Annotated in this window: 10 protein-coding genes and 1 pseudogene; 4 read left to right on the top strand and 7 right to left on the bottom strand. The window is 60.1% G+C overall.

The annotated features are described in order from the left end of the window. Positions 1-232: 232 nt before the first annotated feature. Positions 233-2,593 (top strand): DNA polymerase II, encoded by a 2,361-nt coding sequence (locus B7L09_RS06270; protein WP_094468200.1) that lies wholly within the window; start codon positions 233-235, stop codon positions 2,591-2,593. On the opposite strand, the gene B7L09_RS06265 is transcribed toward B7L09_RS06270, so the two are convergent. The 3 genes from B7L09_RS06265 to B7L09_RS06255 form a co-directional block, all read right to left on the bottom strand. Continuing rightward, entirely contained in the window at positions 2,558-3,028 is a 471-nt protein-coding gene (locus B7L09_RS06265) for a DUF1810 domain-containing protein (RefSeq protein WP_094468175.1), read from the bottom strand. The genes B7L09_RS06270 and B7L09_RS06265 overlap by 36 nt on opposite strands. Positions 3,029-3,058: 30 nt before the next feature. Next, positions 3,059-3,880 carry an aldo/keto reductase gene (locus tag B7L09_RS06260; protein ID WP_094468174.1) on the bottom strand — a complete coding sequence of 274 codons (822 nt, stop codon included), beginning with the start codon at positions 3,878-3,880 and terminating at the stop codon, positions 3,059-3,061. A gap of 118 nt (positions 3,881-3,998) precedes the next feature. Next, positions 3,999-5,147 (bottom strand): aldose epimerase family protein, encoded by a 1,149-nt coding sequence (locus B7L09_RS06255; protein WP_094468173.1) that lies wholly within the window; start codon positions 5,145-5,147, stop codon positions 3,999-4,001. Between the two features lie 252 nt (positions 5,148-5,399). On the opposite strand from B7L09_RS06255, the gene B7L09_RS06250 reads away from it, so the two are divergent. Further along, the gene (locus tag B7L09_RS06250; RefSeq protein ID WP_094468172.1) at positions 5,400-6,149 is read left to right on the top strand and encodes a hypothetical protein; all 750 of its coding nucleotides are present in this window, start codon (positions 5,400-5,402) and stop codon (positions 6,147-6,149) included. 262 nt (positions 6,150-6,411) lie between these two features. Further along, the gene (locus tag B7L09_RS06245) at positions 6,412-7,197 is read left to right on the top strand and encodes a sulfite exporter TauE/SafE family protein (protein ID WP_094468171.1); all 786 of its coding nucleotides are present in this window, start codon (positions 6,412-6,414) and stop codon (positions 7,195-7,197) included. Between the two features lie 19 nt (positions 7,198-7,216). Here the strand turns inward: B7L09_RS06245 and B7L09_RS32130 are convergent. The 4 genes and pseudogenes from B7L09_RS32130 to B7L09_RS06225 form a co-directional block, all read right to left on the bottom strand. Further along, positions 7,217-7,318 (bottom strand): annotated as a pseudogene (locus B7L09_RS32130) (VOC family protein); the annotation flags it as partial. 62 nt (positions 7,319-7,380) lie between these two features. Next, positions 7,381-8,709: a TolC family outer membrane protein gene (locus B7L09_RS06235; protein WP_010458624.1), complete on the bottom strand. Its 1,329-nt coding sequence runs from the start codon at positions 8,707-8,709 to the stop codon at positions 7,381-7,383. A gap of 1 nt (position 8,710) precedes the next feature. After that, on the bottom strand, positions 8,711-10,051 hold the full coding sequence (locus B7L09_RS06230; protein WP_010458625.1) for an HlyD family type I secretion periplasmic adaptor subunit: 1,341 nt from the start codon (positions 10,049-10,051) through the stop codon (positions 8,711-8,713). Positions 10,052-10,057: 6 nt separating this feature from the next. Beyond that, positions 10,058-11,794, bottom strand: a complete 1,737-nt coding sequence (locus B7L09_RS06225; RefSeq protein ID WP_010458626.1) for a type I secretion system permease/ATPase — start codon at positions 11,792-11,794, stop codon at positions 10,058-10,060. A 693-nt stretch (positions 11,795-12,487) separates the two neighbouring features. Between B7L09_RS06225 and B7L09_RS06215 the strand changes: the two genes are divergently transcribed. Beyond that, positions 12,488-23,473 (top strand): peroxidase family protein, encoded by a 10,986-nt coding sequence (locus B7L09_RS06215; RefSeq protein ID WP_010458628.1) that lies wholly within the window; start codon positions 12,488-12,490, stop codon positions 23,471-23,473. Positions 23,474-23,515 lie beyond the last annotated feature (42 nt).

Genomic DNA, 23,515 nt, shown 5'->3' with positions numbered 1-23,515 from the left:
CGGATTTTCTTCAGTTAACCGGAAGTTTTACGCTGATCCATGGGCTGAACTCAATCCCCTGTGGGAGTGAGCCTGCTCGCGATAGCACAGGGTCAGCCAATACAAGTGGCGACTGATGCACCGCCATCGCGAGCAGGCTCGCTCCCACAGGGGTTGCATTCAGCTCAGAGAGGGCTATCCCCCGCGATGACGCGTAGAATTGTCGCCTGAATCAAATCTTGAGGTTGCAGTGGTGGATTTACAGCAGGGCTTCGTCCTGACCCGGCATTGGCGCGACACCCCGGCCGGTACGCAAGTCGAGTTCTGGCTGGCGACCGATACCGGTCCCCAACGTATCCGTCTGCCTCATCAACCGTCGGTGGCATTTATCCCGGCGGCCCGGCGCGAGCAGGCCGAGGCTGTTTTGCGCGGCGAAAAAAATGTCGAGCTCAAGCCATTGGCCCTTCAGGATTTTGAACACCGCCCGGTGCTCGGCCTGTATTGCCAGCAGCACGGTCAGTTGATGCGCCTGGAAACCGCGCTGCGCAAAGCCGGCGTCGAGATGTTCGAAGCCGACGTGCGCCCGCCGGAACGCTACATGATGGAGCGGTTCATTACCGCGCCTGTTCTGTTTGGTGGCACGCCTGGCGACGAAGGCCTGCTGCTCGACGCGCAGATGAAACCCGCTCCCGATTACCGGCCCAACCTCAGACTGGTGTCCCTGGACATCGAAACCACCGCTCAGGGCGAGTTATATTCCATTGCCTTGGAAGGCTGCGGCGAGCGCCAGGTCTACATGCTTGGCCCACCCAATGGGGACGACAGCGCGGTGGATTTCCAGCTCGACTACTGCGACTCGCGAACCGTGCTGCTGAAAAAGCTCAACGAATGGTTCGCCCGCCATGACCCCGACGCGATCATCGGCTGGAACGTCGTGCAGTTCGACCTGCGCGTGCTGCACCAACACGCCCGTCAGCTCGGCGTGCCGCTGAAACTGGGGCGTGGCGGTGAAGAAATGCAGTGGCGTGAACACGGCAGTCGCAACCATTACTTCGCCTCGGCCGCCGGCCGGTTGATCATCGACGGCATCGAATCCCTGCGTTCGGCTACCTGGAGTTTCGAATCCTTCAGCCTTGAAAACGTCGCGCAAACCCTGCTTGGCGAAGGCAAGGACATCTCCACGTCTTACCAGCGCATGGATGAAATCAACCGCATGTTCGCCGAGGACAAGCCCGCCCTGGCGCGCTACAACCTCAAGGACTGCGAGTTGGTCACGCGGATTTTCGAGAAGACCGAGCTGCTCAAGTTCCTGCTGGAACGGGCCAGCGTCACCGGGCTGCCGGCCGACCGCAACGGCGGCTCCGTCGCCGCGTTCACCCATCTGTACATGCCATTGATGCACCGCCAGGGTTTCGTCGCGCCGAATCTGGGGAACAAGCCCGCGCAGGCCAGCCCCGGCGGTTTTGTCATGGACTCGCAACCTGGGTTGTACGAGTCGGTGTTGGTGCTTGATTACAAAAGCCTCTACCCGTCGATCATCCGCAGTTTCCTGATTGACCCGGTCGGNCTGATNGAAGGCTTGCAGCATCCCGATGACAGCGAGTCCGTGCCGGGTTTTCGCGGTGCGCGCTTTTCCAGGACCCGGCATTGCCTGCCAGCGATTGTCGCGCGGGTAGCCGAAGGTCGCGAGACCGCCAAGCGCGAGCACAACGCGCCGCTGTCGCAAGCGCTGAAGATCATCATGAACGCCTTCTATGGTGTGCTCGGTTCCAGCGGCTGCCGCTTCTTCGATACACGCCTGGCGTCGTCCATCACCTTGCGCGGCCATGAGATCATGCTGCGCACCCGGCAGTTGATCGAAGCCCAAGGGCACACGGTGATTTACGGCGACACCGACTCGACCTTCGTCTGGCTGCGTCGTGCCCACGGCCAGGAAGAGGCCGCGCAGATTGGCCGCGCGCTGGTGGACCACGTCAACCAATGGTGGCGCGAGCATGTGCAACAGGAATACGGGCTGGAAAGCGCCCTGGAATTGCAGTTCGAGACCCACTACAAACGCTTTCTGATGCCGACCATTCGCGGCGCGGAGGAGGGCAGTAAAAAGCGTTACGCCGGCTTGGTCGTGCGCGCCGATGGCAGCGAAGAAATGGTCTACAAAGGCCTGGAAACCGTGCGCAGCGACTGGTCGCCCCTGGCCCGGCAATTCCAGCAGGAACTCTACCAGCGCATCTTCCATCGCCAGCCCTATCAGGATTACGTGCGCGACTACGTGCGTAAAACCCTGGCCGGCGAGTTCGACGACCGCCTGATCTACCGCAAGCGCCTGCGCCGTACCCTGGATGACTATGAACGCAACGTGCCGCCCCACGTCCGTGCGGCGCGGATCGCCGATGACTACAACGATCAGCAGGGCCGCCCCCGGCAATACCAGAACGGCGGCTGGATCAGCTACGTGATCAGTGTCGCCGGGCCCGAACCGCTGGAGATTCGCAGCGCGCCCATCGACTACGATCATTACGTCACCCGGCAATTGCAACCGGTGGCGGATGCGATTCTGCCCTTCGTGGACGACGACTTCTCAACCTTGATTGGTGGGCAACTGGGCTTGTTTTGAGTCCAGCAGCTGCAGCGTCCAGTCATCCCGTATGCCGTGGAAGTATTGATCCAGTGCCTTGTGGAAGACACTGCCCTGGGGCGCAATCTGGGCGAACAGTGTCATGGACGAGTGAAACTTGAGGTCATCGGGATGGCCGAATATGCCGGCAATTGAGCTTTTTTTGATGCTCAGCACCAGTTCTGTGCAGCTACGCAGTCGTGAACCCAGCAGCGGATGATTCAGGTAAGCCACGGCTTCCTCGACGGAGCGAATGGCAAAGTGCCGGGACATCTCGCTACCGCCTAACCCGGCGAACTGCGGAAAGACGAACCACATCCAGTGACTGCGTTTGTGGCCCGCACGCAGTTCTTCTTGAACCCGATTGAACACCGGGTCTTGAGCCTGGATAAAGCGTGGCAAATTAAAGTCGTCGAGCTGATCAGTGCTTCTCATGCAGAAGCCCTCTGACAGAACCGCGATGGCTTAGACCATGGCCAACCGGTGCTTGCGTTGTGGCGCGTGAAACGCGTGGTCCAGCGCCTTCAGGTCCTCGTCTCCGAGCCGCAATTGCGCGGCCTGCGCATTCAGTTGCACATGTTCAGGTCTGACCGCTTTGGGAATGGCGATCACGCCTGTCTGTCGCAGAATCCATGCCAGTGCTACCTGTGCCGGCGTCACCGAGTGACGGGTGGCAATCTGCTTGAGTGCCGGGTGGGCCAGCATCGTTCCTCCCTGACCGATGGGACAGTATGCCATCAACGGCTGCTGATGCCGTTGGCACCAGGGCAGCAGATCAAATTCGATGCCGCGCTCTTCCAGGTTGTAAAGCACCTGGTTGGTGGCGCAGTCCGCAGAGTTCAACTCCTGCAGATCGTCGACGTCGAAATTGGACACGCCCCAACGCCCGATCTTGCCGTCTTCACGCAGNCGCTCGAAAGCTTCGACGGTTTCCTCAAGCGGGTACTGGCCGCGCCAATGCAACAGGTATAAGTCAATGTANTCGGTGTTCAAGCGTCGCAGGCTGCGTTCGCAGGCCTGGGGGATGCCTTTGCGGCTGGCGTTGTGCGGGTAGACCTTGCTGACCAGAAAGACCTTGTCGCGCAGGCCTGTAATGGCTTCACCCACCACTTCCTCCGCGCCGCCTTCGGCGTACATCTCGGCGGTGTCGATCAGGGTCATGCCCAACTCGATGCCCAGGCGCAGCGCGGCGACTTCCTTGTTGTGTTGCGAGGGATCTTCGCCCATGCGCCAGGTGCCTTGGCCGATGACCGGTACGTTGACGCCGGCCAGTTCGAGGGTCCGCATGAAAACCTCCTTTTTCGAATCGATAAATACTCTCCGGTTGGCAGCAGAATACCTCGGTGGTTCCGTAGACGTGTAGCAGCTGCTCGGCAGCTGCCACATGATTGTGGATGTTGGAGGTTTAGTGGGCCGAGAACTTCAGCGCAGTGCTCTGGGTATAGACCTTGCCTGGGTCAAGCCGGGTGGACGGGAAGTTCGGCTGGTTCGGCGAGTCCGGGTAGTGCTGGGTCTCCAGGGTGAAACCGCTCCAGTGCTGGTAAGTCTTGCCGGCCTTGCCCTTGACCGTGCCGTCGAGGAAGTTGCTGGTATAGAACTGCACGCCGGGTTCAGTGGTGTAGAGCTGCAAGCGGCGCCCGGAGACTGGGTCGCTGACATCGGCGGCCAGCTTGCCCACATCGCCCTTGGCATCCAAGGCCCAGTTGAANTCAAACCCGCCCTGTTTCGGCTCGGCGAATTTGAGTTGCGGGTGATCGGCCTTGATGTTTTTGCCGATGGCGGTGGGCTGTGTGAAGTCCATCGGCGTACCGGCGACCGGGGCCAGTTCGCCGGTCGGAATCAGCTTGGCGGTGACCGGCGTGTAGTGGGTCGAATGCAGGGTGACGAGCTGATTCAGTACATCCCCGTTGCCCGCGCCGGCGAGGTTGAAGTAACTGTGGTTGGTGAGGTTGAGCACGGTGGGTTTGTCAGTGCTGGCCTTGTAGTCGATGCGCAACTCATTGTTTTCGGTGAGGCTGTAAGTGACTTCGGTTTTAAGGTTGCCGGGGAAGCCCATTTCACCGTCCGCCGACAGATAGGTCAGGGTCACGCCCACCGAATCCTTGCCTTTGCTTGGCTGGGCTTTCCACACGTGCTTGTCAAACCCCAGCGGGCCGCCGTGCAGCGAGTTGGAACCGTCGTTGAGCGGCACCTGATAGCGTTTGCCGTCGAGTTCGAAGGCGCCGCCCGCGAGGCGGTTGCCAAAGCGCCCGATGGTCGCGCCAAAAAATGCGCTGCCGGCCTGGTAGCCCTGAACGTCATCAAAACCCAGCACCACGTCGTCGAGCTTGCCGTTTTTGTCCGGCACCTTCAGCGACTGCAAAANGCCGCCGTAGGTGATGACCGTGGCTTGCATGCCATGGCTGTTGCGCAACACGTACTGTTCGACGGCGGTGCCGTCATTGGTTTTGCCGAAGGCTTTGTGTTCGCTGGACAGGCCAGCCGCTTGAGTGGGGAGTGTGGCGATCATCAGGGACAGTCCGAGGCCGGAGAGCAGGTGTCGGGAGTGCAGCATGGTTGACCTTCCTTTTTTGTTGTTTTTGGCATGTAGTCATACTAATAATCGATTTTGATCATCGATTAAGGCAGGATTTATAGCTGATATGCGGAGTGTTGCAACTATAAAGTATGACTAATGTCTCGGTGTTCGTTCTAGGGGGCAGCGTTTACGGACCATCGGCACTGCACTTTTTCAGCTTTGGCGGCTCTATCCTTGGCCAGCCTGCGGCGATCCCCACCGTCGGCCAATGCCCAAGTTCAAGCACCCATGGCTCGAGTTTTACCCTTCTTTGCTTCACCTCTACGTCGCCGATGCCTGCTGCTGGCCAGCCTGTCGATGCTCTTCGCCAGCGGTTGCAGCCAGCAACAGGGCAGCGACATCGTCAGCCAGTTCCGCGAAGGCACGCCCCAGGAATTCCTCCAGACCAGCGTCGACCGTATGGCGACCCTGACGATGCGCGACAACCTTGACAGCCTCTACTTGCTGATGAGCAAGCTCTACCTGCGTAACCCGGACGAGTTGAAAAAATCCGGCTTCCTCGACGCCCGCACCGCCGGTAAACAAGTGCGCCTGGCCATCGAACAACAACAGCCGCTGCCGACTCTCGGTGGCAAGAAAGACCTCGCGGCGTTGAGCTACGCCATGAGCCCGGAGTTTCTCGGCGACCGGGTCGGCGCTTTCATTTACGCCATTGGCAGCATGCTGGTCACCGCCCACGGCAATCGTCTCGAGTTCTACATGACCGATGCGATCAACCCGACCTTCGTCAGCAACGCCGCACGCAACATCGAGAAAGCCACCTGGATCTTGAGTCAGCGGCAAAGTAAAAGCGGTGAGCCCTTGCTGTTCTCCAACGAAATTTCGGAGGAGGGCAGCAACCTGAGTTTTGCCGTGGAGTTCGGAAAGATCGTTGCGCGGCTGGACCTGCTGACGCAGATGCTGGACGAGCGTTATCGGCGGATCGGCCTGAACTACGCGCAGAGCTTGCTGTTTTTGAATTTTTTGCCGGTGCAGTAGATCCCGCTTCAATTTGGCCCAGCCTTCACTGACTCAGCAAATCCCCTGTGGGAGCGAGCTTGCTCGCGATTGCGGGTTATCAGCCACTACAAGTGTTGAATGTCAGACAGCTATCGCGAGCAAGCTCGCTCCCTCAGGGATTGTGTCTACAGGAAGATAGGTGTGTTGTGGAATAACGATAGTCCGCATCGATATAAGTGGTTATAAGAAAAATCGCTATGCTGCGGGCCAGTTTTTTCATGTGTTTTTTGCGGGCGTGTTAATGGATTTCGTTAACTTCGGGTTGGTGGTTGCAGGGTTGGTCGTGGGCTTTATCGTCGGTATGACCGGTGTGGGCGGTGGTTCGTTGATGACCCCGATTCTGCTCTGGTTCGGTATCAACCCGGCCACGGCGGTGGGCACCGACTTGCTGTACGCGGCCATTACCAAATCCAGTGGTGTGCTGGTTCATCGCAAGAACAACAACATCGACTGGGCGATCACCGGTTGGCTGACCCTCGGCAGTGTGCCGGCGGTGGCACTGACGCTGTGGTTCCTGAGCAGTTTGCAGACCTCGCCCGACGCGATGAACGCCGTCATCAAACAGGCGCTGGGCTTCGTATTGTTTGCCACGGCACTGGCGATTTTCTTCAAGAAGCGCCTGCTCGACTTCGCCCACAAGCGGGCGGGCGGTCAGTACAACCCCAGCGGTTCGCGCTTGAATGTGTTGACGGTCATCACCGGTCTGGTCCTGGGCACCATGGTCGCGCTGACCTCGATTGGTGCCGGCGCCCTCGGCACCGTGGCGCTGTTCATCCTCTATCCGCTGCTGCCGACACGCCGCCTCGTCGGTACCGAGATCGCCCATGCCGTGCCGTTGACCCTGGTGGCGGGCCTGGGCCACGCCAGCATGGGTAATATGGACTGGCACCTGCTGGGCTTTTTGCTGATGGGGTCGCTGCCGGGGATTTACCTCGGCAGCCACATGACCGGCAAAGTCTCCGACGAGGTATTGCGTCCTTGCTTGGCCACGATGCTGGTATTGATCGGCTACAAACTGGCGTTTTGAGCCGGCATCGCTTGCTGCATCAGGAACGCGTGAGAATCTCCAGCAGATGCCCGTCCGGGTCATCGAAATACACCCGCCGGCCGCCGCCGTAATCGTTGATCTCGTTGGGCCGTTGCTTGCTCTTGGTTGTCGATAAAGATCGCTGCCGCACCCTCTGCTCAAAAAGTGCTGCGCAGGTGAACGTCAGTTGGTGACCAACAGTTCCGGGCCGAGGTAGTCGTTGATGTGGTCAATATCGTCGTCGCCCAGACTGCCCACCGAAGAGGCCAGGCGCAGGCGCGACATCAAGTAGCGCAGCTTGGCCTCGAACAAATCGTGGCGCGCATCGAAGAGCAGCTCTTCGGCATTGAGAACGTCCGAGTTGGTGCTGGTGCCGCCTTCTTTGAAGCCTTTGCGTGTCGAAGTCAGTGAGCGTTCGTTGGACTCCACTGCTCTCTCCAGCGCGCGAATACGTTGGGCGCCGCTCTCTACGCCGCGATACTCACGGGTGGTACCGGAGATGACTTCCTGGCGCGTAGCGTCGAGTTCGTCCAGGGCCTTATAGCTATTGGCACTCGCCTGGCGCGTCAACGCGCTAGTGCCACCACCGTTGTACAACGGGAAGTTTGCCTCCAGCCCGATTGAGGCGTAGCGGTTGCGTTGATTCAGCTCGGAGATTGATTGGCTATCGCCCGCGGTGTAGCCGGCAACGAAATCAAGTGTCGGCCAGTGGCCAGCCCTGGCGCGCTTCACTTCTTCTTCCGCGAGGTCGCTGCTATGACGGCGCGCATGGATCAGCGGGCTGTCAGTCTGAGCCTTGATTAACCAGTCCTGCAGGTTGCTCGGTAGCAGCGGTGGCGTATCGAAGGTCGGACGCAAGGTGGTCAGGGATTCGGGGGATTCTCCGATGTATTCCTCAAGCTTGCGGCGCGCGTTGACCAGGTTGTCCTGCGCTTCGATCAGCTCAACCGCGGCGAGGTCGCGGCGAGCGATCGACTCATCGATGTCGGTGACGGTACCGGCCCCCAACTCCATGCGTCGTTTAGCCGAAGCGAGTTGCTCGTCAAAGGCGCTTAACTTGGCTTTGGCAAGGATGATGGTTTCGCTGGCCAGGAGCACGTCGAAATAGCTTTCGGCCAGGCGCACTGCGGCGTCCTGACTCTTGGCATCGAACACCGCGACGCTGTAGTCGGCACGCTGTTTACCCTGGCGGAACTCGGCCATTTTCTGTTTGTTGAACAGCGGCTGGCGCAAGCGCACGTTAGCGCCCTTGGAGTCGTAGTCGAGATCCCTTTCGATGCCGCTCTGGCGCTGGGTGCCATTGACCTTGTTGTCGTAGGCCGAGGCACTGATCTGCGGTAGCAGGCCGGCCTGGCCAATGGCGCGGTTTTCCAGGCCGGCCTCTTTTTCATGTACGGCGGCGCGATAGACGGGGCCTTGGTACTGCAACAGATCCCAGGCTTGCTTGAGGTCCATGGCGCTAACCGGGAAGGACAGCGCAAGCAGGCAAAAGATCAGGCAATGACGGTCCATTTCATTGTTCCTTGAACGAGCTGTCTACACGCTCGAGCATTGGTTTGAGAAGATAGCTCATCAAGTTGCGCTCGCCGGTCTTGATGGTGACGCTGGCGGGCATACCGGGACGAATGTGATTGCTGCCAAGCTGGCTCATGCCATCGGGAGTGACTTCTACCTGTGCCAGATAGAACGGTTGCTTGCTTTCCTCGTCGAGCAGGCGGTCGGCGGAGACTGTCTTCACACGGCCAGGGATGTTGGGCGTCTGGGCATGGTTGAAGGCCGGAAACGCAATGTCCACGGCCAGGCCGGGGACCATCTTGTCGATCGCCTGTACCGGAATCATCGCGTCAACCTGCAGCGGTTCATTGTCCGGAACGATTTCCATGATTTTGAAGCCGGGCTGAATGATCCCGCCGATGGTCGCAATGCTCAGTGAATGGACGATGCCATCAATCGGCGAGCGAATCACCGTTTGGGTCACTTCATAGTCCAGCGCACGCAAGCGGTCGGCCAGGGTGGTATTTTCCTTGGCGGTGTCGGTGAGCTGCGATTCGACTTCCTTCTGGTAATCGTGCTGGCGCTGAAGGATGCGCAGCTTGATTTCGGTGGTCTGGCTGCGTATGCGGGCGATGTTGTTGAGGTTTTCGGCCTGGCCGGCGGAGAGGTCGGAATTGCTGCGTTCCAGCTCAAGCAGGCGGTTGCGTGGCACATAGCCTTCGGCCGCCAGCACGCGGGTACCTTTTAGTTCCTGGTTGAGGAAGTCGATCTGCGAGGCGCGGGCGCCATAGACCTGCTGCAGGCCCTTGAGCTGCACCGCCGACGCCGCGAGGTTTTCCTGAAGGATGCTGATTTCGCCAGCGAGGCCGGCGCGTCGGGTATCCAGCAGGCGTTGTTGCAGATTCATGGCGGCCACCAGGCGGTGGTCATTCCCGAAGCGCTTGAGCAATTCGGGGTCGTAGTTCACCACGTCGCGGCCGTCGCGTTCCGCTTCCAGACGGTTTTCCACCGTCTTGCTGACGATGTACTGGGCGCTGACCGCACCCTGTTCGGAGGCGGCGCGCAGCGAGTCGAGGCGGACCAGCTCCTGGCCTTTTTTCACTGCATCACCTTCGCGAACAAGAATGGCCTCCACAGTGCCGCCGGTCAGATGCTGCACGGCTTTACGATTGCTGGTGACTTTGACCGTGCCAGTCGCGACCACGCCGGCATCCAGTGGCGCCAGCCAGGACCACAGGAGGAAGCCGCCGAAGCCGGCGAGCATCAGCAACATGCCCCAGCGCACGGGTTTACCGACGTCCAGATCCACCACGTTCCTGGGATCGGCGAGAATCATCTCGGTGTGTTGGCTCATTTGCATGATCGGTCACTCCCGTGATTTGACGGAGGCCAGCGGAGTCGATGCGCCCGCAGGCATCACACTGGCCTTGCGCAGCGCTGCAAATACTTCGTCGCGAGTACCGAGCATCTGCACACCGCCGTCGCGCAGCATCAGCACCTTATCGACGGCGCAGAGCACATTGGGACGGTGGGAAATCAGAATGACGGTGGCGCCGCGGTTTTTCAGTTGAGCCAGCGCCTCGACCAAGCCCTTTTCACCGACGTCGTCGAGGTTGGCGTTCGGCTCGTCCAGCACAATCAGATTGGGTTCTCCATACAGCGCGCGAGCCAAGGCGATGCGTTGCTTCTGGCCTCCGGACAGCGGGCTGCCATCGGTGCCCAGACGGGTCTCATAACCCTGCGCCAAACGCAGGATCATCTCGTGCACTCCAGTCGTCCTGGCGGCGCGTATGACCGCATCGCTGTCCACTTCGCCAAAGCGCGCAATGTTGTCGGCGATGGTGCCCTCGAACAGCTCCACGTCCTGTGGCAGGTAACCGAGCCAGGGGCCAAGTTCGCCCTTGTTCCAGGTGAATATGTCCGCGCCGTCCAGGCGCACCTTGCCGGCCTGCGCCGGCCAAACGCCAACCAACAGACGAGCGAGGGTGGATTTGCCCGAGGCGGATGGACCGATAATGCCAAGGCTTTCGCCGGGGGAAAGGTTGAAGCTCACTCCGCGCAGAATCGTGTTGCTGGTGCCGGGCGCACCGGCATACACATTCTCCACCGCCAGCATGCCCAGCGGCCGCTGCAGCGACATGCTCGGTGGCCGGCGAGGATAGTCGTTCAGCATCTCGTTCAACCGGGCCCAGGCCGAACGGCAGCCAAGCAATTGCTTCCATGACGCGATGACTTGTTCAACCGGGGCCAGCGCGCGGCCGGTGAGGATCGAGCAAGCGATCATCATCCCCGGGGTGATCTTGCCTTCGATCGCCAGCAACGCGCCGGCGCCGAGGATCAGCGATTGCAAAGTGATGCGCACGAAGCGTCCGGTACTGCTGATCAGGGCGGCACGGTCGGAAGCCAGGGTCTGCATTTCCAGAATGTGCAAATGGCTTTGGTACCAGCGCTTGCCGATCGAAGGCAGCATGCCCATGGCCTCGATAACCTCGGCGTTGCGCAGGTTGTTGTTGGCGTAGCTGGCGGAGGTGAGGGCAGCCTGATTGGCTTCGGCCAGTGGCTTTTGCGTTGCCTTCTCGGTGAGATAAGCCAGGCCCACCAGAATCAGCGAGCCGATCAGCGTGACCAGTCCGAGCAGCGGGTGGATCAAATAGGCGACCAGCAGGTAGATGGGGGTCCAAGGCGCATCAAAGAATGCGAACAGACCATTGCCGGTGAGAAATTGACGCACCTGTGCGAGATCTTGCAGGGCCTGGGCCGGATTGCCTCCGGCGCGACTCAGGTTGCGCTCGAATGCTGCGGTGAAAATGCGTCGATTGAGGTCCATGTCGAGGCAGTTGCCGACTCGGATCAGCACACGGGTGCGGAACATTTCCAGCGTGGCCATTAGCAAGAACAGGCCTATCACCAGGAAGGTCAGCATCGTCAATGTTGTGACGTTACGACTGACCAAGGCCCGATCGTAGACCTGCAGCATATAAATAGCTGGCGTCAACATCATGACGTTGATGACGCCGCTGAATCCGGCCAACGAGTAAAAACTGCGGCGAAGTCGAAAGAGCGCGTCGGCCAGTTCGGATCGGGTACTTGAGAGCTTGTGCATTTGATAGACCCTCACCGAAAAGCCGGGTGTGCTTGCGGCAAAAAGCAGCAAGGAAAATGTGTGAAAAACCATAGATGTAGTTGCGAATGCTTCTCGCGGACACAAGCCATAGCGTTCCTGGAAAAGTTCCGTAAATTTTTATGTTCACATGCAGCAGCGTAGGTGGCGTTTGTCTCTCTAGCGATACAGTTTGAAATAACATTTCGCTCTAGTAGTTCGTATGAATATTTATATGTCGTTTAATAACAGTAAGTTGGCATGTCCAATGACGATGATATTTTTTTACGTCGTAATATTGACAGCGCATTGCTATAGAACTTTAGTCATGTTCAAGGGCGCCCGTCTGAATCTTGCCATCGCTTCGAAAGTGCAGGGCACGGTGGTCCTGAAGGAGCACGGCATGTCGATCATTTTGTTCTGTTGCACCGTGACGGAGCTGTTCAGGAAGTTCGCTTCGACTTCCCGATTCCATGGCCCACCAGTGGCTCGGAATCGCTCTGCCTAAACGCTCAGCGAGCAATTTCATCCAGCGAATTCCAGGCGCGCATTCACCGGCGCAGGGGACGGCTTTGCCTGCCCCACGCCTGCTCTCGCCAAACACTGAACCAACGAACTGCGCAAGCCAGCACGTGACTTGGCGCGGGAGGATTTATTCGTCCCGAGCCTTTCCCATATAGATCGAGGGCAATCGAAATGGCCAATTTCAACAAGTCGGACCTGGAGTTCATTCTCAAGCAAATCTTCATCGCAGAAGCGCATGCCGACGGCGCCAGCCTTAGTGATTTGCTACCCAACAGTCAGGTGCCATACGGCCTGCGAACCGTCGATGGCAGCTACAACAACCTGGTCGCCGGACAAAGCGAATTTGGCGCTGCGGACAATTCCTTCCTGCGCCTGCTTGACGCTTCGTATCGTGCGTCGTACGCCGGGACAGGGACGGTGGTCGATCCGCAGCCACGGATTATCAGTAACCTGATCAACGACCAGACCGCCAACAACCCGGCCGCTGTCGCTGCGAACGGTGGTGCTGACCCAGTGATCAGCCCCGGTCTGGACGGCGTGTTCGGCACGGCCGACGACAAGGAAGTATTCTTCATCCCCAACGAGTCGCCGGACGCCGGCCTGACCGCCGGCTTCAACTCGTGGATGACCTTCTTCGGCCAGTTCTTCGACCACGGCCTTGATCTGCTCAGCAAGAGCAGTACCGACGTTGTGTTTATTCCGCTGCAGCCGGACGATCCGTTGTTTGTGCCGGGCAGCCCGACCAACTTCATGGTGCTGCCACGTGCAGTGCGTACGGCCGGCGCGGACGGAATTGTCGGCACTTCCGATGATGGTCAGCCCAACACCACCTCACCGTTCGTAGACCAGAGCCAAACATACAGCTCGCACCCGTCGCACCAGGTGTTCCTGCGTGAGTACGTCCTCAACGCGGCCGGTGACCCTATTGCAACGGGGCGCTTGATTACCAACCGCGATCTCGGCGCTGATGGCAAATTCGGCACGGCCGATGATGGCGACGGCGAAAGCGGCGGCATGGCGACCTGGGCAGTGGTAAAAGCCCAGGCCCGTGACATTCTCGGCATCAACCTGACCGACCTCGATGTGCACAACGTGCCGTTGCTCGCGACTGATGCCTATGGCAGCTTCATCCGGGGGCCGAACGGTATGCCGCAGGTGGTGATGCGCACCAGTAACGGTACCGACGGTATTGCCGGGACGGCTGATGACGTCACGCAACTGGTCGAAGGCAACCGGGATGCGCCGATCAGTCTGGCCAACGCCGTAAGCACCGGACATGGTTTCCTCGACGACATCGCCCACAATGCCGCGCCGGTCGTCGTCGGTGGGGTTCTGCAAGCGGATGCCGACGCCGATGTCGGCAATGCGCAGCCCGTGGGTGCGGGCGGCAACAACCTGACCTATGACAACGAACTGCTCGACGCCCACTACATTGCCGGCGACGGCCGGGCGAACGAAAACATTGGCCTGACCGCCGTGCACCATGTGTTCCACTCCGAGCACAACCGCCTGGTCCAGCAATCCAAGCAAACCATCCTGGCCGCCGGCGATCTGGCGTTTCTCAATGAGTGGCTGGTGGACGACGTCGCCGCAATGCCTACGACACTCGCCGAAATATCAGCCTTGGTGTGGGACGGCGAACGCCTGTTCCAGGCCGCCAAGTTCGGCACCGAGATGCAGTACCAGCACCTCGTCTTCGAAGAGTTCGCGCGGACCATTCAGCCGCAGGTTGACGCATTCCTTGCCCCCAACGGGTATGACACCTCGATCAACCCGGCCATCCTCGCCGAGTTCGCCCATGTGGTGTATCGCTTCGGTCACTCGATGTTGACCGAGACCGTCGATCGCTTCGACCCCGAGTTCAATCCGCTGCTCACTGACCCGAACAACCCGGATTCGCAAATGGGTCTGATCGCGGCCTTCCTCAATCCGCTGGCGTTCGCCGGCAGCGGGGCCACTGCGGACGAAGCGGCAGGGGCGATCATTCGCGGTGTGACCCGCCAGCTCGGCAACGAGATCGACGAGTTCGTCACCGAAGCGTTGCGCAACAATCTGCTCGGTCTGCCCCTCGATTTGCCGGCCTTGAATCTGGCGCGTGGTCGCGACACGGGTATCCCGACTTTGAATGAGGCGCGGCGTGAGTTCTACTCATCAACCGGCGACAGCCAACTCAAGCCGTACATCAGTTGGGCAGACTTCGCGGACAACCTCAAACACCCCGAGTCGTTGGTCAACTTCATCGCAGCCTATGGCACGCATGAAACGATTACGGCGGCGACCACGCTGGCAGACAAACGCGCTGCAGCCCTGGCGCTGGTATTCGGTGGTGATGATGCGCCGGCTGACCGCCTGGACTTCCTCAACAGTACCGGTGCCTATGGCAACGTAACGCTGGCCGGCAAGGATGGGCTGCTGGGTACTGCCGACGACGTGGCGGGTGTAACGATCACGGGCGTCGACGATATCGACTTCTGGGTCGGTGGCCTCGCCGAGCAGAAGATGCCGTTCGGCGGTATGCTCGGTTCGTCGTTCAACTTCGTGTTTGAGACCCAGATGGAGGCGTTGCAGGACGGCGACCGCTTCTACTATCTGTCACGTACCGCGGGCCTGAACTTCGGCACCGAGTTGGAAAACAACTCCTTTGCCAAGCTGATCATGCTCAACACCGATGTCACACACCTGTCGAACACCGTGTTCCTGACGCCTACTTACACCCTGGAAGTGAATCAGGCCAATCAGTTCACTGGCCTTGGCGCGGGCAGCGCCGATCCAACTGGCGGCCTCATGATCAACGGTGTGGAAATCGTGCCGCTGGTGATCCGCGATAACCCCGACACCGTGGGGGCGGACAGTAATTATCTGCAATATACCGGTGAAGACCATGTCGTCCTGGGTGGCACCGCTGGCAATGACATCATCGTCTCCGGTGAGGGCGATGACACCCTTTACGGCGACGGCGGCAACGACCGCCTCGAAGGCGGCGCCGGCAACGATGCGGTACTGGGCGGCGCGGGCGATGACATCATCACCGACTCGTTCGGTGACAACCGTCTGGAAGGTAATGCCGGTAACGATGTGATCGTCGCCGGTAGCATGCTGGTTGGCGGCAACCTGATCCTGGGGGGCGATGGCCAGGACTTCATCATCACCACCGAAGACATCAGCACCACCTTCGGCGGTCAGGGTGACGATTTCATCCTCGGTGCCAAGACCAACCTGCCAGCTACGGGCAATGAAGGAGATGACTGGATCGAAAGCGGCACCCAGGACGGCGCGCCAGGCGATAACGCCTCGCCGTTGCTCAATGATGACGTGATCGGCAACGATATCTTTGTCGGTGGTGGTGGCTTCGACGAAATGATCGGCGAGGGTGGCGATGACATCTTTGTCGGCAGCGATGCCCAGGACAATATGGACGGCATGTCCGGTTTCGACTGGGTGACCTACAAAAATGACAGGGTCGGCGTGACCGTTGACCTGACCATGGCCACGCTGGCGCAACCACACGGCAACGCGCCAAACCAGAACAACGGGCCGTTCAATCCGGTCGGTGCCTCGCCGACCTCGATCCTCGACCGTTTTGCCGAGGTCGAAGGCTTGTCCGGTTCGCAATTTGGCGATGTGCTCAAGGGCGATAATGTTGATGCGGTCACGATTGCCGACCACGGCGGGACCACGGGCAGTGCGCTGACCAATGTGGCGTTGATTCGCGGACTGGAGCAATTCCTGGCCGATGCCGGCTTGCCGACCACTGGTTTTGCCACGGGCAATATCATCCTCGGTGGCAATGGCAGTGACCTGATCGAGGGGCGTGGTGGCGATGACCTGATCGATGGCGACAAATGGATCAACGTCAGAATTGCGGTGTATGGCCCCAACGACGTCAACCATACCGGCCCTGAAATCGCCACCTTCGACAGCATGGTCGACATGATTCCGTTCATGATCGACGGCACCTATAACCCAGGTCAGCTCAAGGCCGTGCGGGAAATCCTGCCCGGCACTTCGACAGGCGGGGCGGCTTTCGACACTGCCGTTTTCTCCGGCCTTCAGTCTGAGTATGTGGTGACGCGTGACACCCGAGGCACGGCCAATGTGGCGGACGATGTCTGGACAGTGACCGATACCGAAGCGGGTCGCGACGGCACCGATACCTTGCTGCATATCGAACGCCTGCAGTTCGCCGATACCCAGCAAGTGCTGGTGCCGGATCTGAACGCACAACCGTTGGGCAGACCGACCGTCGCGGATGGAAACGGCGGCGCGATCACAGTGGGCGACACATTGACGGTGAGCATGGCCGGAGTGCGCGATTCCGACAACATCACGGTGGGTAACCCGCAGGGTTTCGTCAACAATGCCTCGGTGTCCTACTATTGGCAGTTCGAAGCCGACCCCGGCACCGGCGTGTTCGAAGACATCATCCAGCTGCCAGCGGGTGACCTGGCGTTCCAAAGTGCCGACGGCACCACGTTCAAGGTCTCGCCGGATCTTGCCGGGCTGGCACTGCGGGTCAAAGCGATCTACCAGGATGGTCACGGCACGACTGAAGTGGTGTTCTCGCAACCGACTGATGTGGTGGCTCCCGGCGAGCCGGTTGTGCCGACGGCGCAGACACCGGTAGTCAATGCCACTGCGGGGGGCGAGGGCCTTAACATGGTCCGCTCCGACCTCAACTTCATCCTTGATCAGATCAAGATTGCCGAGGCTGATGCGGCCGGTCAGGACATCCTCTCGCTGATCCCGAATATCCGCGCGCCGTTGGGCCTGCGTGCGGTCGACGGCTCGAACAACAACCTGATGAACCTCAACGGCATCAACAACACCGAGTTTGGTGCCGCGGATAACACCTTCCCGCGCTTGACCGATCCGGTCTTCAATCCGGCGGAAGGTGCTCCTGCCGGCTTCTTCGGCCCCGGCTCGCCGGCCATTCCGGGATCGTCGTATCAGCAGAACAGCGGCTTTGTGTTTGACTCGCAGCCGCGCACGATCAGTAATCTGATCGTCGACCAGACGTCGAACAACCCGGCGGCCTATGCCACTGCTTACGACCCGGGTGCGGACGGTGTGCTCAACTTCGGCGCAGAGGGGAACGACGACGTGCTCAAGGATGGCACTCGAATAGTCGCCAGCCCCGGCATGGATGGTCAGTTCGGTACTGCCGACGACCATGATGTGTACCTGTTCGAGAACACCGCGTCGGACGCAGGGTTGTCCGCGCCGTTCAACGCCTGGATGACCTTCTTCGGGCAGTTCTTCGATCACGGTCTGGACCTGGTGACCAAAGGCGGTTCGGGCACGATCTTCATCCCGCTGCAACCGGATGATCCGCTGTATGTGCCCGGTGGCAACACCAACTTCATGGTGCTGACCCGCGCGACCAACCTGCCCGGGGCGGATGGCGTTCTCGGCACGGCCGACGACATCCATGAGCACACCAACACCACGTCGCCATTCGTGGATCAAAACCAGACCTACAGCTCGCACCCATCACACCAGGTTTTCCTGCGCGGTTATGAGCTGACCGACAACGGCCCCATCGCGACCGGCAGATTGATCACTAACCGTGACCTGGGGGCGGATGGCAAGTTTGGTACCGCAGACGACACCGAAATCGGTGGTATGGCGACCTGGAAAGTGGTCAAGGCGCAGGCCAACGACATTCTGGGTATCCGCCTTACCGACGCCGACGTCGACAACTCCCCGCTGTTGGCGACCGACGCTTATGGCAATTTCATCAAGGGGCCGAACGGCTTCCCGATGGTCGTGATGAAGGGCGCTGACGGTCTTGGTGGCACGGCTGATGACGTCCTTGTCGAAGGCAATCCGCTTGACCCCATTAGCCTGACCAACGCTGTGCGTACCGGTCACCAGTTCCTCGCCGACATTGCCCACAATGCAGCGCCGGTGTTCAGCGGTGGCGTGCTCGTGCCTGACGCGGATTCGGATACTGGCAACGCAGTGCCGTTCAATCCGCAGACCGGGGCCAACCTGGCCTACGACAACGAGTTGCTCGATGCGCATTACATCGCTGGCGACGGCCGGGTCAACGAGAACATCGGCCTGACCGCGGTGCATGCGATCTTCCACTCCGAGCATAATCGGCTGGTCGCGCAGACCAAGGACACCGTGCTTGATTCGGGTGACGTAGCCTTCCTCAACGAGTGGCTGCTCACTCCGGTGAGCGCTTTGCCCGCCAACCAGGCTGAGATCGATGCGCTTGTGTGGAATGGCGAGCGCTTGTTCCAGGCTGCCAAGTTCGGCACCGAGATGCAGTATCAGCACCTGGTGTTCGAGGAGTTTGCGCGGACCATCCAGCCCAACGTTGACCTGTTCTTTGCACCGACCCAGGTCTATGACGTTGACCTCGATGCCTCGATCGTCGCCGAGTTCGCCCATACCGTGTACCGGTTTGGCCACTCGATGCTGACCGAGACCGTCGATCGCTTCGACGTCGACTTCAACGTGATCGGCGATCCGAACAGCGCTGATCCTGATCAGCAACTCGGCCTGATCGCGGCGTTCCTCAACCCGTTGGCGTATGCCGCCAGTGGCGTGACGCCCGAAGATGCGACCAGTGCGATCGTGCGTGGGATGACTCGGCAAGCCGGTAACGAAATCGACGAGTTCGTCACCGAGGCGCTGCGCAACAACCTGCTCGGCCTGCCGCTCGACCTGCCAGCGATCAACATTGCCCGTGGCCGCGATGTGGGGATTCCTTCGCTCAATGCGGTCCGCCGCGACATCTACAGCCAAACCGGTGATACCCAACTCAAGCCTTACATCAGCTGGGTCGACCTGGTGCAGCACCTCAAGCATCCAGAGTCGTTGATCAACTTCATCGCAGCCTATGGCACGCATAGCACGATCACGGAGGCGACCACACTGGAAGCCAAACGCGCTGCAGCCATGGCGCTGGTATTTGGTGGTGATGATGCGCCGGCTGACCGCTTGGACTTCCTCAACGGAACCGGTACCTGGGCCAACGTCACGCTGGCCGGCAAAGATGGGGTGATGGGAACTGCCGACGATCTGAAGGGAGTGACGATCACGGGCGTAGATGCCATCGATCTCTGGATCGGCGGCCTGGCCGAAGAGAAAACCCCGTTCGGCGGCATGCTCGGCTCGACCTTCAACTTCGTGTTCGAGAACCAGCTGGAAAAACTGCAGGACGGTGACCGCTTCTACTATCTGGAGCGTACGGCTGGCCTGTCGATGAATGCCGAACTGGAAAGCAATTCGTTCGCCAAGCTGATCATGGCCAACACCTCGGCTACGCACTTGCCGGGCCTGGTGTTCTCGGACCCTGGTTTCTATCTGGAAAGGGACCAGAGCAAGCAGTACAACGATGGCCTGGGCAACGCTGATCCGCTTGGCGAGAACGGCGAGCAGGTCGTGTTCCGCGACAACCCGCTGACCGCAGGACCGGACACCAACTACATCAAGTACACGGGTGATCAGCACATCGTGCTGGGCGGCACCAACAATGCCGACATCCTCATCGCCAGTGAAGGCGATGACACGGTCTGGGGTGACGGCGGCAACGATGTCATCGAAGGCGGTGACGGCAACGACCAACTGCGCGGTGGCGCCGGCGACGACATCATCACTGACCGCGGCGGCGACGATAACATCCAGGGGGGCGACGGCAACGACGTGCTGCACGGTGGCAATGGCGTCAACCTGATCATCGGCGGGTTCGGCAATGACTTCATCGTGACCGGCGAGGACGCCTCCGAGGCTATTGGTGGCCACGGCAACGACTTCATTCTGGGCAGCAAAGCCAACGAACAGGACATGGGTAACGAAGGCGACGACTGGATCGAGAAGGGCACGTCGGATGGTGCACCTGGCGACAACTTCGACCCGCTCGGCAACGACCCGATAATCGGCCACGATGTGTTCATCGGCGCTAGCGAAAACGACAAGTTCAACGGCGAGGGCGGCGACGACATCATGGTCGGCAGTCTCGGCCTGGGTGACCGCTATATCGGTGGCTCCGGCTATGACTGGGCAACCTTCAAGGGGCTCGCCCAGGGCGTGACCATCGACTTCACCGATCGCTTTTTCGATGTTCCGCCGGTGCCGGGTTCGGGGGCTTCGGCGCTGGTGCGGTTCGACATCATGGAAGGTTTGTCGGGTTCATCACACGGGGACTACCTGCGCGGTGATAACGAAGATGCCACAACACTGCCCGGCGCCGGAGCAACTGGCAGTGTGCTGACCAACATCAACCTGATCGACGGCCTGGTTGATCTTCTGCCCGCCGGAGCAACGTTCTTCGACGGTGGCAACATCATCCTCGGCGGCAGCGGCAGCGACCTGATCGAAGGTCGCGGTGGTGACGACATCATCGATGGTGACAAGTGGCTGAACGTGCGTATAAGCGTGCGGGAAAATGTCGATGGCACAGGCGAGGAAATCGCCACGTTCGACAGCATGGAGCCGCTGGTGCCGTTTATGTTGAACGGTACTTACAACCCGGGCCAGTTGGTCATCGTGCGGGAGATTCTGACCGGCAATGACAGCTACGACACTGCATTGTTCTCCGGTAATTTGGGGGAATACGGCATCGAGATCGATGGCGACACTGTCATCGTGACCGACTCGGTGGCGGGGCGTGATGGCGTCGATCGCCTGACAGGCATCGAGCGTCTGCAGTTCGCTGACGTGGCGCAATCGTCCGGAGTGGGCACCGCTCAAAACAACGACCCATCGGGTCATCTGGCAATCCTCGATGCTGCAACCGGTGTGCGTGACGAAACGCCTGTTGCCGGCCAGTTGCTGCGAGTCAGTGATCGGGCGGTACACGACGCGGACAACCAAAGCGGGACCAACCCGACCGGTGCGGTGACTGGCGGGGTGGCTTACTACTGGCAGGTCGAAACCATTGCCGGCACGGGCGTTTATGATGACATCACCTCCCTCGCTGCGGGCGAGGCAACGCGGGCGATCGGCACCACCTACCGGGTGACGGACGATGTGGCAGGTCTGAACATCCGCGTCCGGGCGGTGTACCAGGATGCGAAGGGCACGCTGGAGATCGTCGATTCGTCCGGGAACAGCACACCGACCGAAGGGCCGACCGTTACCGGGCTTGCCGTGCAGAACCAGCTGTTGACCGCTGACCCGTCGAGCATCATCGACCTCGATGGCCTGAGCAATCCGCAGTTCACCTATCAGTGGCAGGCGAACGACGGGCTTGGCTTCGTCAACATCGCCGGCGCTACCGGTAGCACGTTCGCGCTTGGCCAGGCTCAGGTCGATCAGGAAGTGCGCGTGGTCATCGGTTACGTAGATGCTTTCGGTGTGGCCGAAAGCGTTTCGTCCAACATCCTGGGGCCGGTGGAAAACGTCAACGATGCACCGACTGCAGGGCCAACCTTAACCGGGCTTGCCGTGCAGAACCAGGTGTTGACCGCTGACCCGGCGAGCATCATCGACGTCGATGGCTTGAGCAATCCGCAGTTCACCTACCAATGGCAGGCGAACAACGGGTCTGGCTTCGTCGACATCAACGGCGCTACCGGTAGCACGTTCGCGCTTGGCCAGGCTCAGGTCGGACAGGCAGTGCGCGTGGTCATCGGTTACGTGGATGACTTCGGTGCGGCCGAAAGCGTTTCATCCAACACCCTGGGGCCGGTGGCCAACGCCAATGATGCACCGACAGGCGCATTGTTGATCAGCGATACGACACCGAATCAAGGGCAGGTGCTGACCGCGCTGACGGGCGAGATTGTCGATGCGGATGGACTGGGCACCTTCAGCTTCCAGTGGCAGCAAGGTGTCGGTGTGTCCTTCACTGACATCAACGGTGCGACTGCTGCGACCTTCACCCCGGGTGCGGCGCAAGGCAATCTGCAACTGCGAGTGATCGTGCGCTACACCGATGGCTTCGGCACGCTGGAGTCGGTGACCTCTGCGGCGACGGCGGCAGTAACGGTACTGAGTGGCGTGGTCCTGCAGGGCAATGCGTTTGCGAACACCCTCACCGGCACTGCGGGTAACGATGTGCTGATTGGCCTGGGAGGGAGCGATACGCTGAATGGCCTGGCCGGTATCGACCAGTTGTTTGGCGGCACGGGCAACGACATCCTCAACGGCGGAGACGACAACGACGTCCTCAATGGCGAGGACGGCACCGACACCCTCAACGGTGGGCTCGGCGCGGATACCATGAACGGCGGTGCCGGCAACGACACGTTTGTGGTCGACAACGTCGGTGACCTTGTCACCGAGGCGCTGGGTGGTGGTACCGATCTGGTGCGAACCAGTCTGACGAGCTACCAGCTCGGTGCCAACGTCGAGAACCTGACCTATACGGGAACCGCAAACTTCACCGGTACCGGTAACGCGCTAGCCAACATCATCACCGGCGGGGTGGGTAGTGACCTCCTCAATGGCGGTGCAGGTGCTGACCGGTTGGTGGGGGGCGCCGGAAACGATACCTATGTCGTCGACGCAGCCTTGGACGTGGTGGTCGAGGTGTTAGGTGGCGGTACGGACACCGTGCAGACCTCGCTGGCCAGCTACACGCTTGGCGCTAATGTCGAGAATCTGACCTACACCGGAGTCGGCAACTTCGTCGGCAACGGCAACGGGTTGAACAACGTCATCACCGCCGGAGCGGGTAATGACACCCTCAATGGTAACGACGGCAACGACCAACTGTTCGGTGGCATTGGCACCGATACCCTGAACGGCGGCAATGGCGATGACAGCCTCGACGGCGGTGATGGGGCGGATGTCTTGAATGGTGGATCAGGCAACGACACGCTGCTCGGTGGTGACGCTAACGACATATTGTTGGGTGGAACCGGCATTGACTTTATCGATGGCGGAATTGGCAACGATACGGTCACTGGCGGTGCCGGTAACGACATGATGGTTGCCAGCAGTGGCAACGATATCTTCATGTTCGCAGCGGGCTTCGGGGCCGATCAGATCATCGGCTTCGATGCCGACGCGGTGGGAGGCCAGGACCGGCTCGATATTTCCGCGTTCGGCGTCACTGCTGCGACCTTTGCCGGCATCGTTATCATCACCGATATCGGTGCGGATACCTTGATCAGCTCCGCAGGGCCTGAATCCATCCGCCTGGTCGGTGTGGCCGATGCAACAACCGTCACTGCCGCAGACTTCATTCTGGCCACTTGAGGTTCTGATCAGCAATGTCGCAGGGAGCGTGGACATCGGAGG

This window comes from Pseudomonas mandelii, assembly GCF_002251635.1.
GTDB classification, from domain to species: Bacteria; Pseudomonadota; Gammaproteobacteria; order Pseudomonadales; family Pseudomonadaceae; genus Aquipseudomonas; species Aquipseudomonas mandelii_B.
Note: the sequence above shows the minus strand (reverse complement) of the source record. Positions and strands in the feature narration are given on the sequence as shown.

Excerpts from the sequence above, each read along its gene's own strand:
- B7L09_RS06235 (WP_010458624.1), bottom strand. The coding sequence starts at position 8,709 with ATGGACCGTCATTGCCTGATCTTTTGCCTGCTTGCGCTGTCCTTCCCG.
- B7L09_RS06225 (WP_010458626.1), bottom strand. The coding sequence starts at position 11,794 with ATGCACAAGCTCTCAAGTACCCGATCCGAACTGGCCGACGCGCTCTTT.
- B7L09_RS06265 (WP_094468175.1), bottom strand. The coding sequence starts at position 3,028 with ATGAGAAGCACTGATCAGCTCGACGACTTTAATTTGCCACGCTTTATC.
- B7L09_RS06230 (WP_010458625.1), bottom strand. The coding sequence starts at position 10,051 with ATGCAAATGAGCCAACACACCGAGATGATTCTCGCCGATCCCAGGAAC.
- B7L09_RS06245 (WP_094468171.1), top strand. The coding sequence starts at position 6,412 with ATGGATTTCGTTAACTTCGGGTTGGTGGTTGCAGGGTTGGTCGTGGGC.
- B7L09_RS06250 (WP_094468172.1), top strand. The coding sequence starts at position 5,400 with ATGGCTCGAGTTTTACCCTTCTTTGCTTCACCTCTACGTCGCCGATGC.
- B7L09_RS06215 (WP_010458628.1), top strand. The coding sequence starts at position 12,488 with ATGGCCAATTTCAACAAGTCGGACCTGGAGTTCATTCTCAAGCAAATC.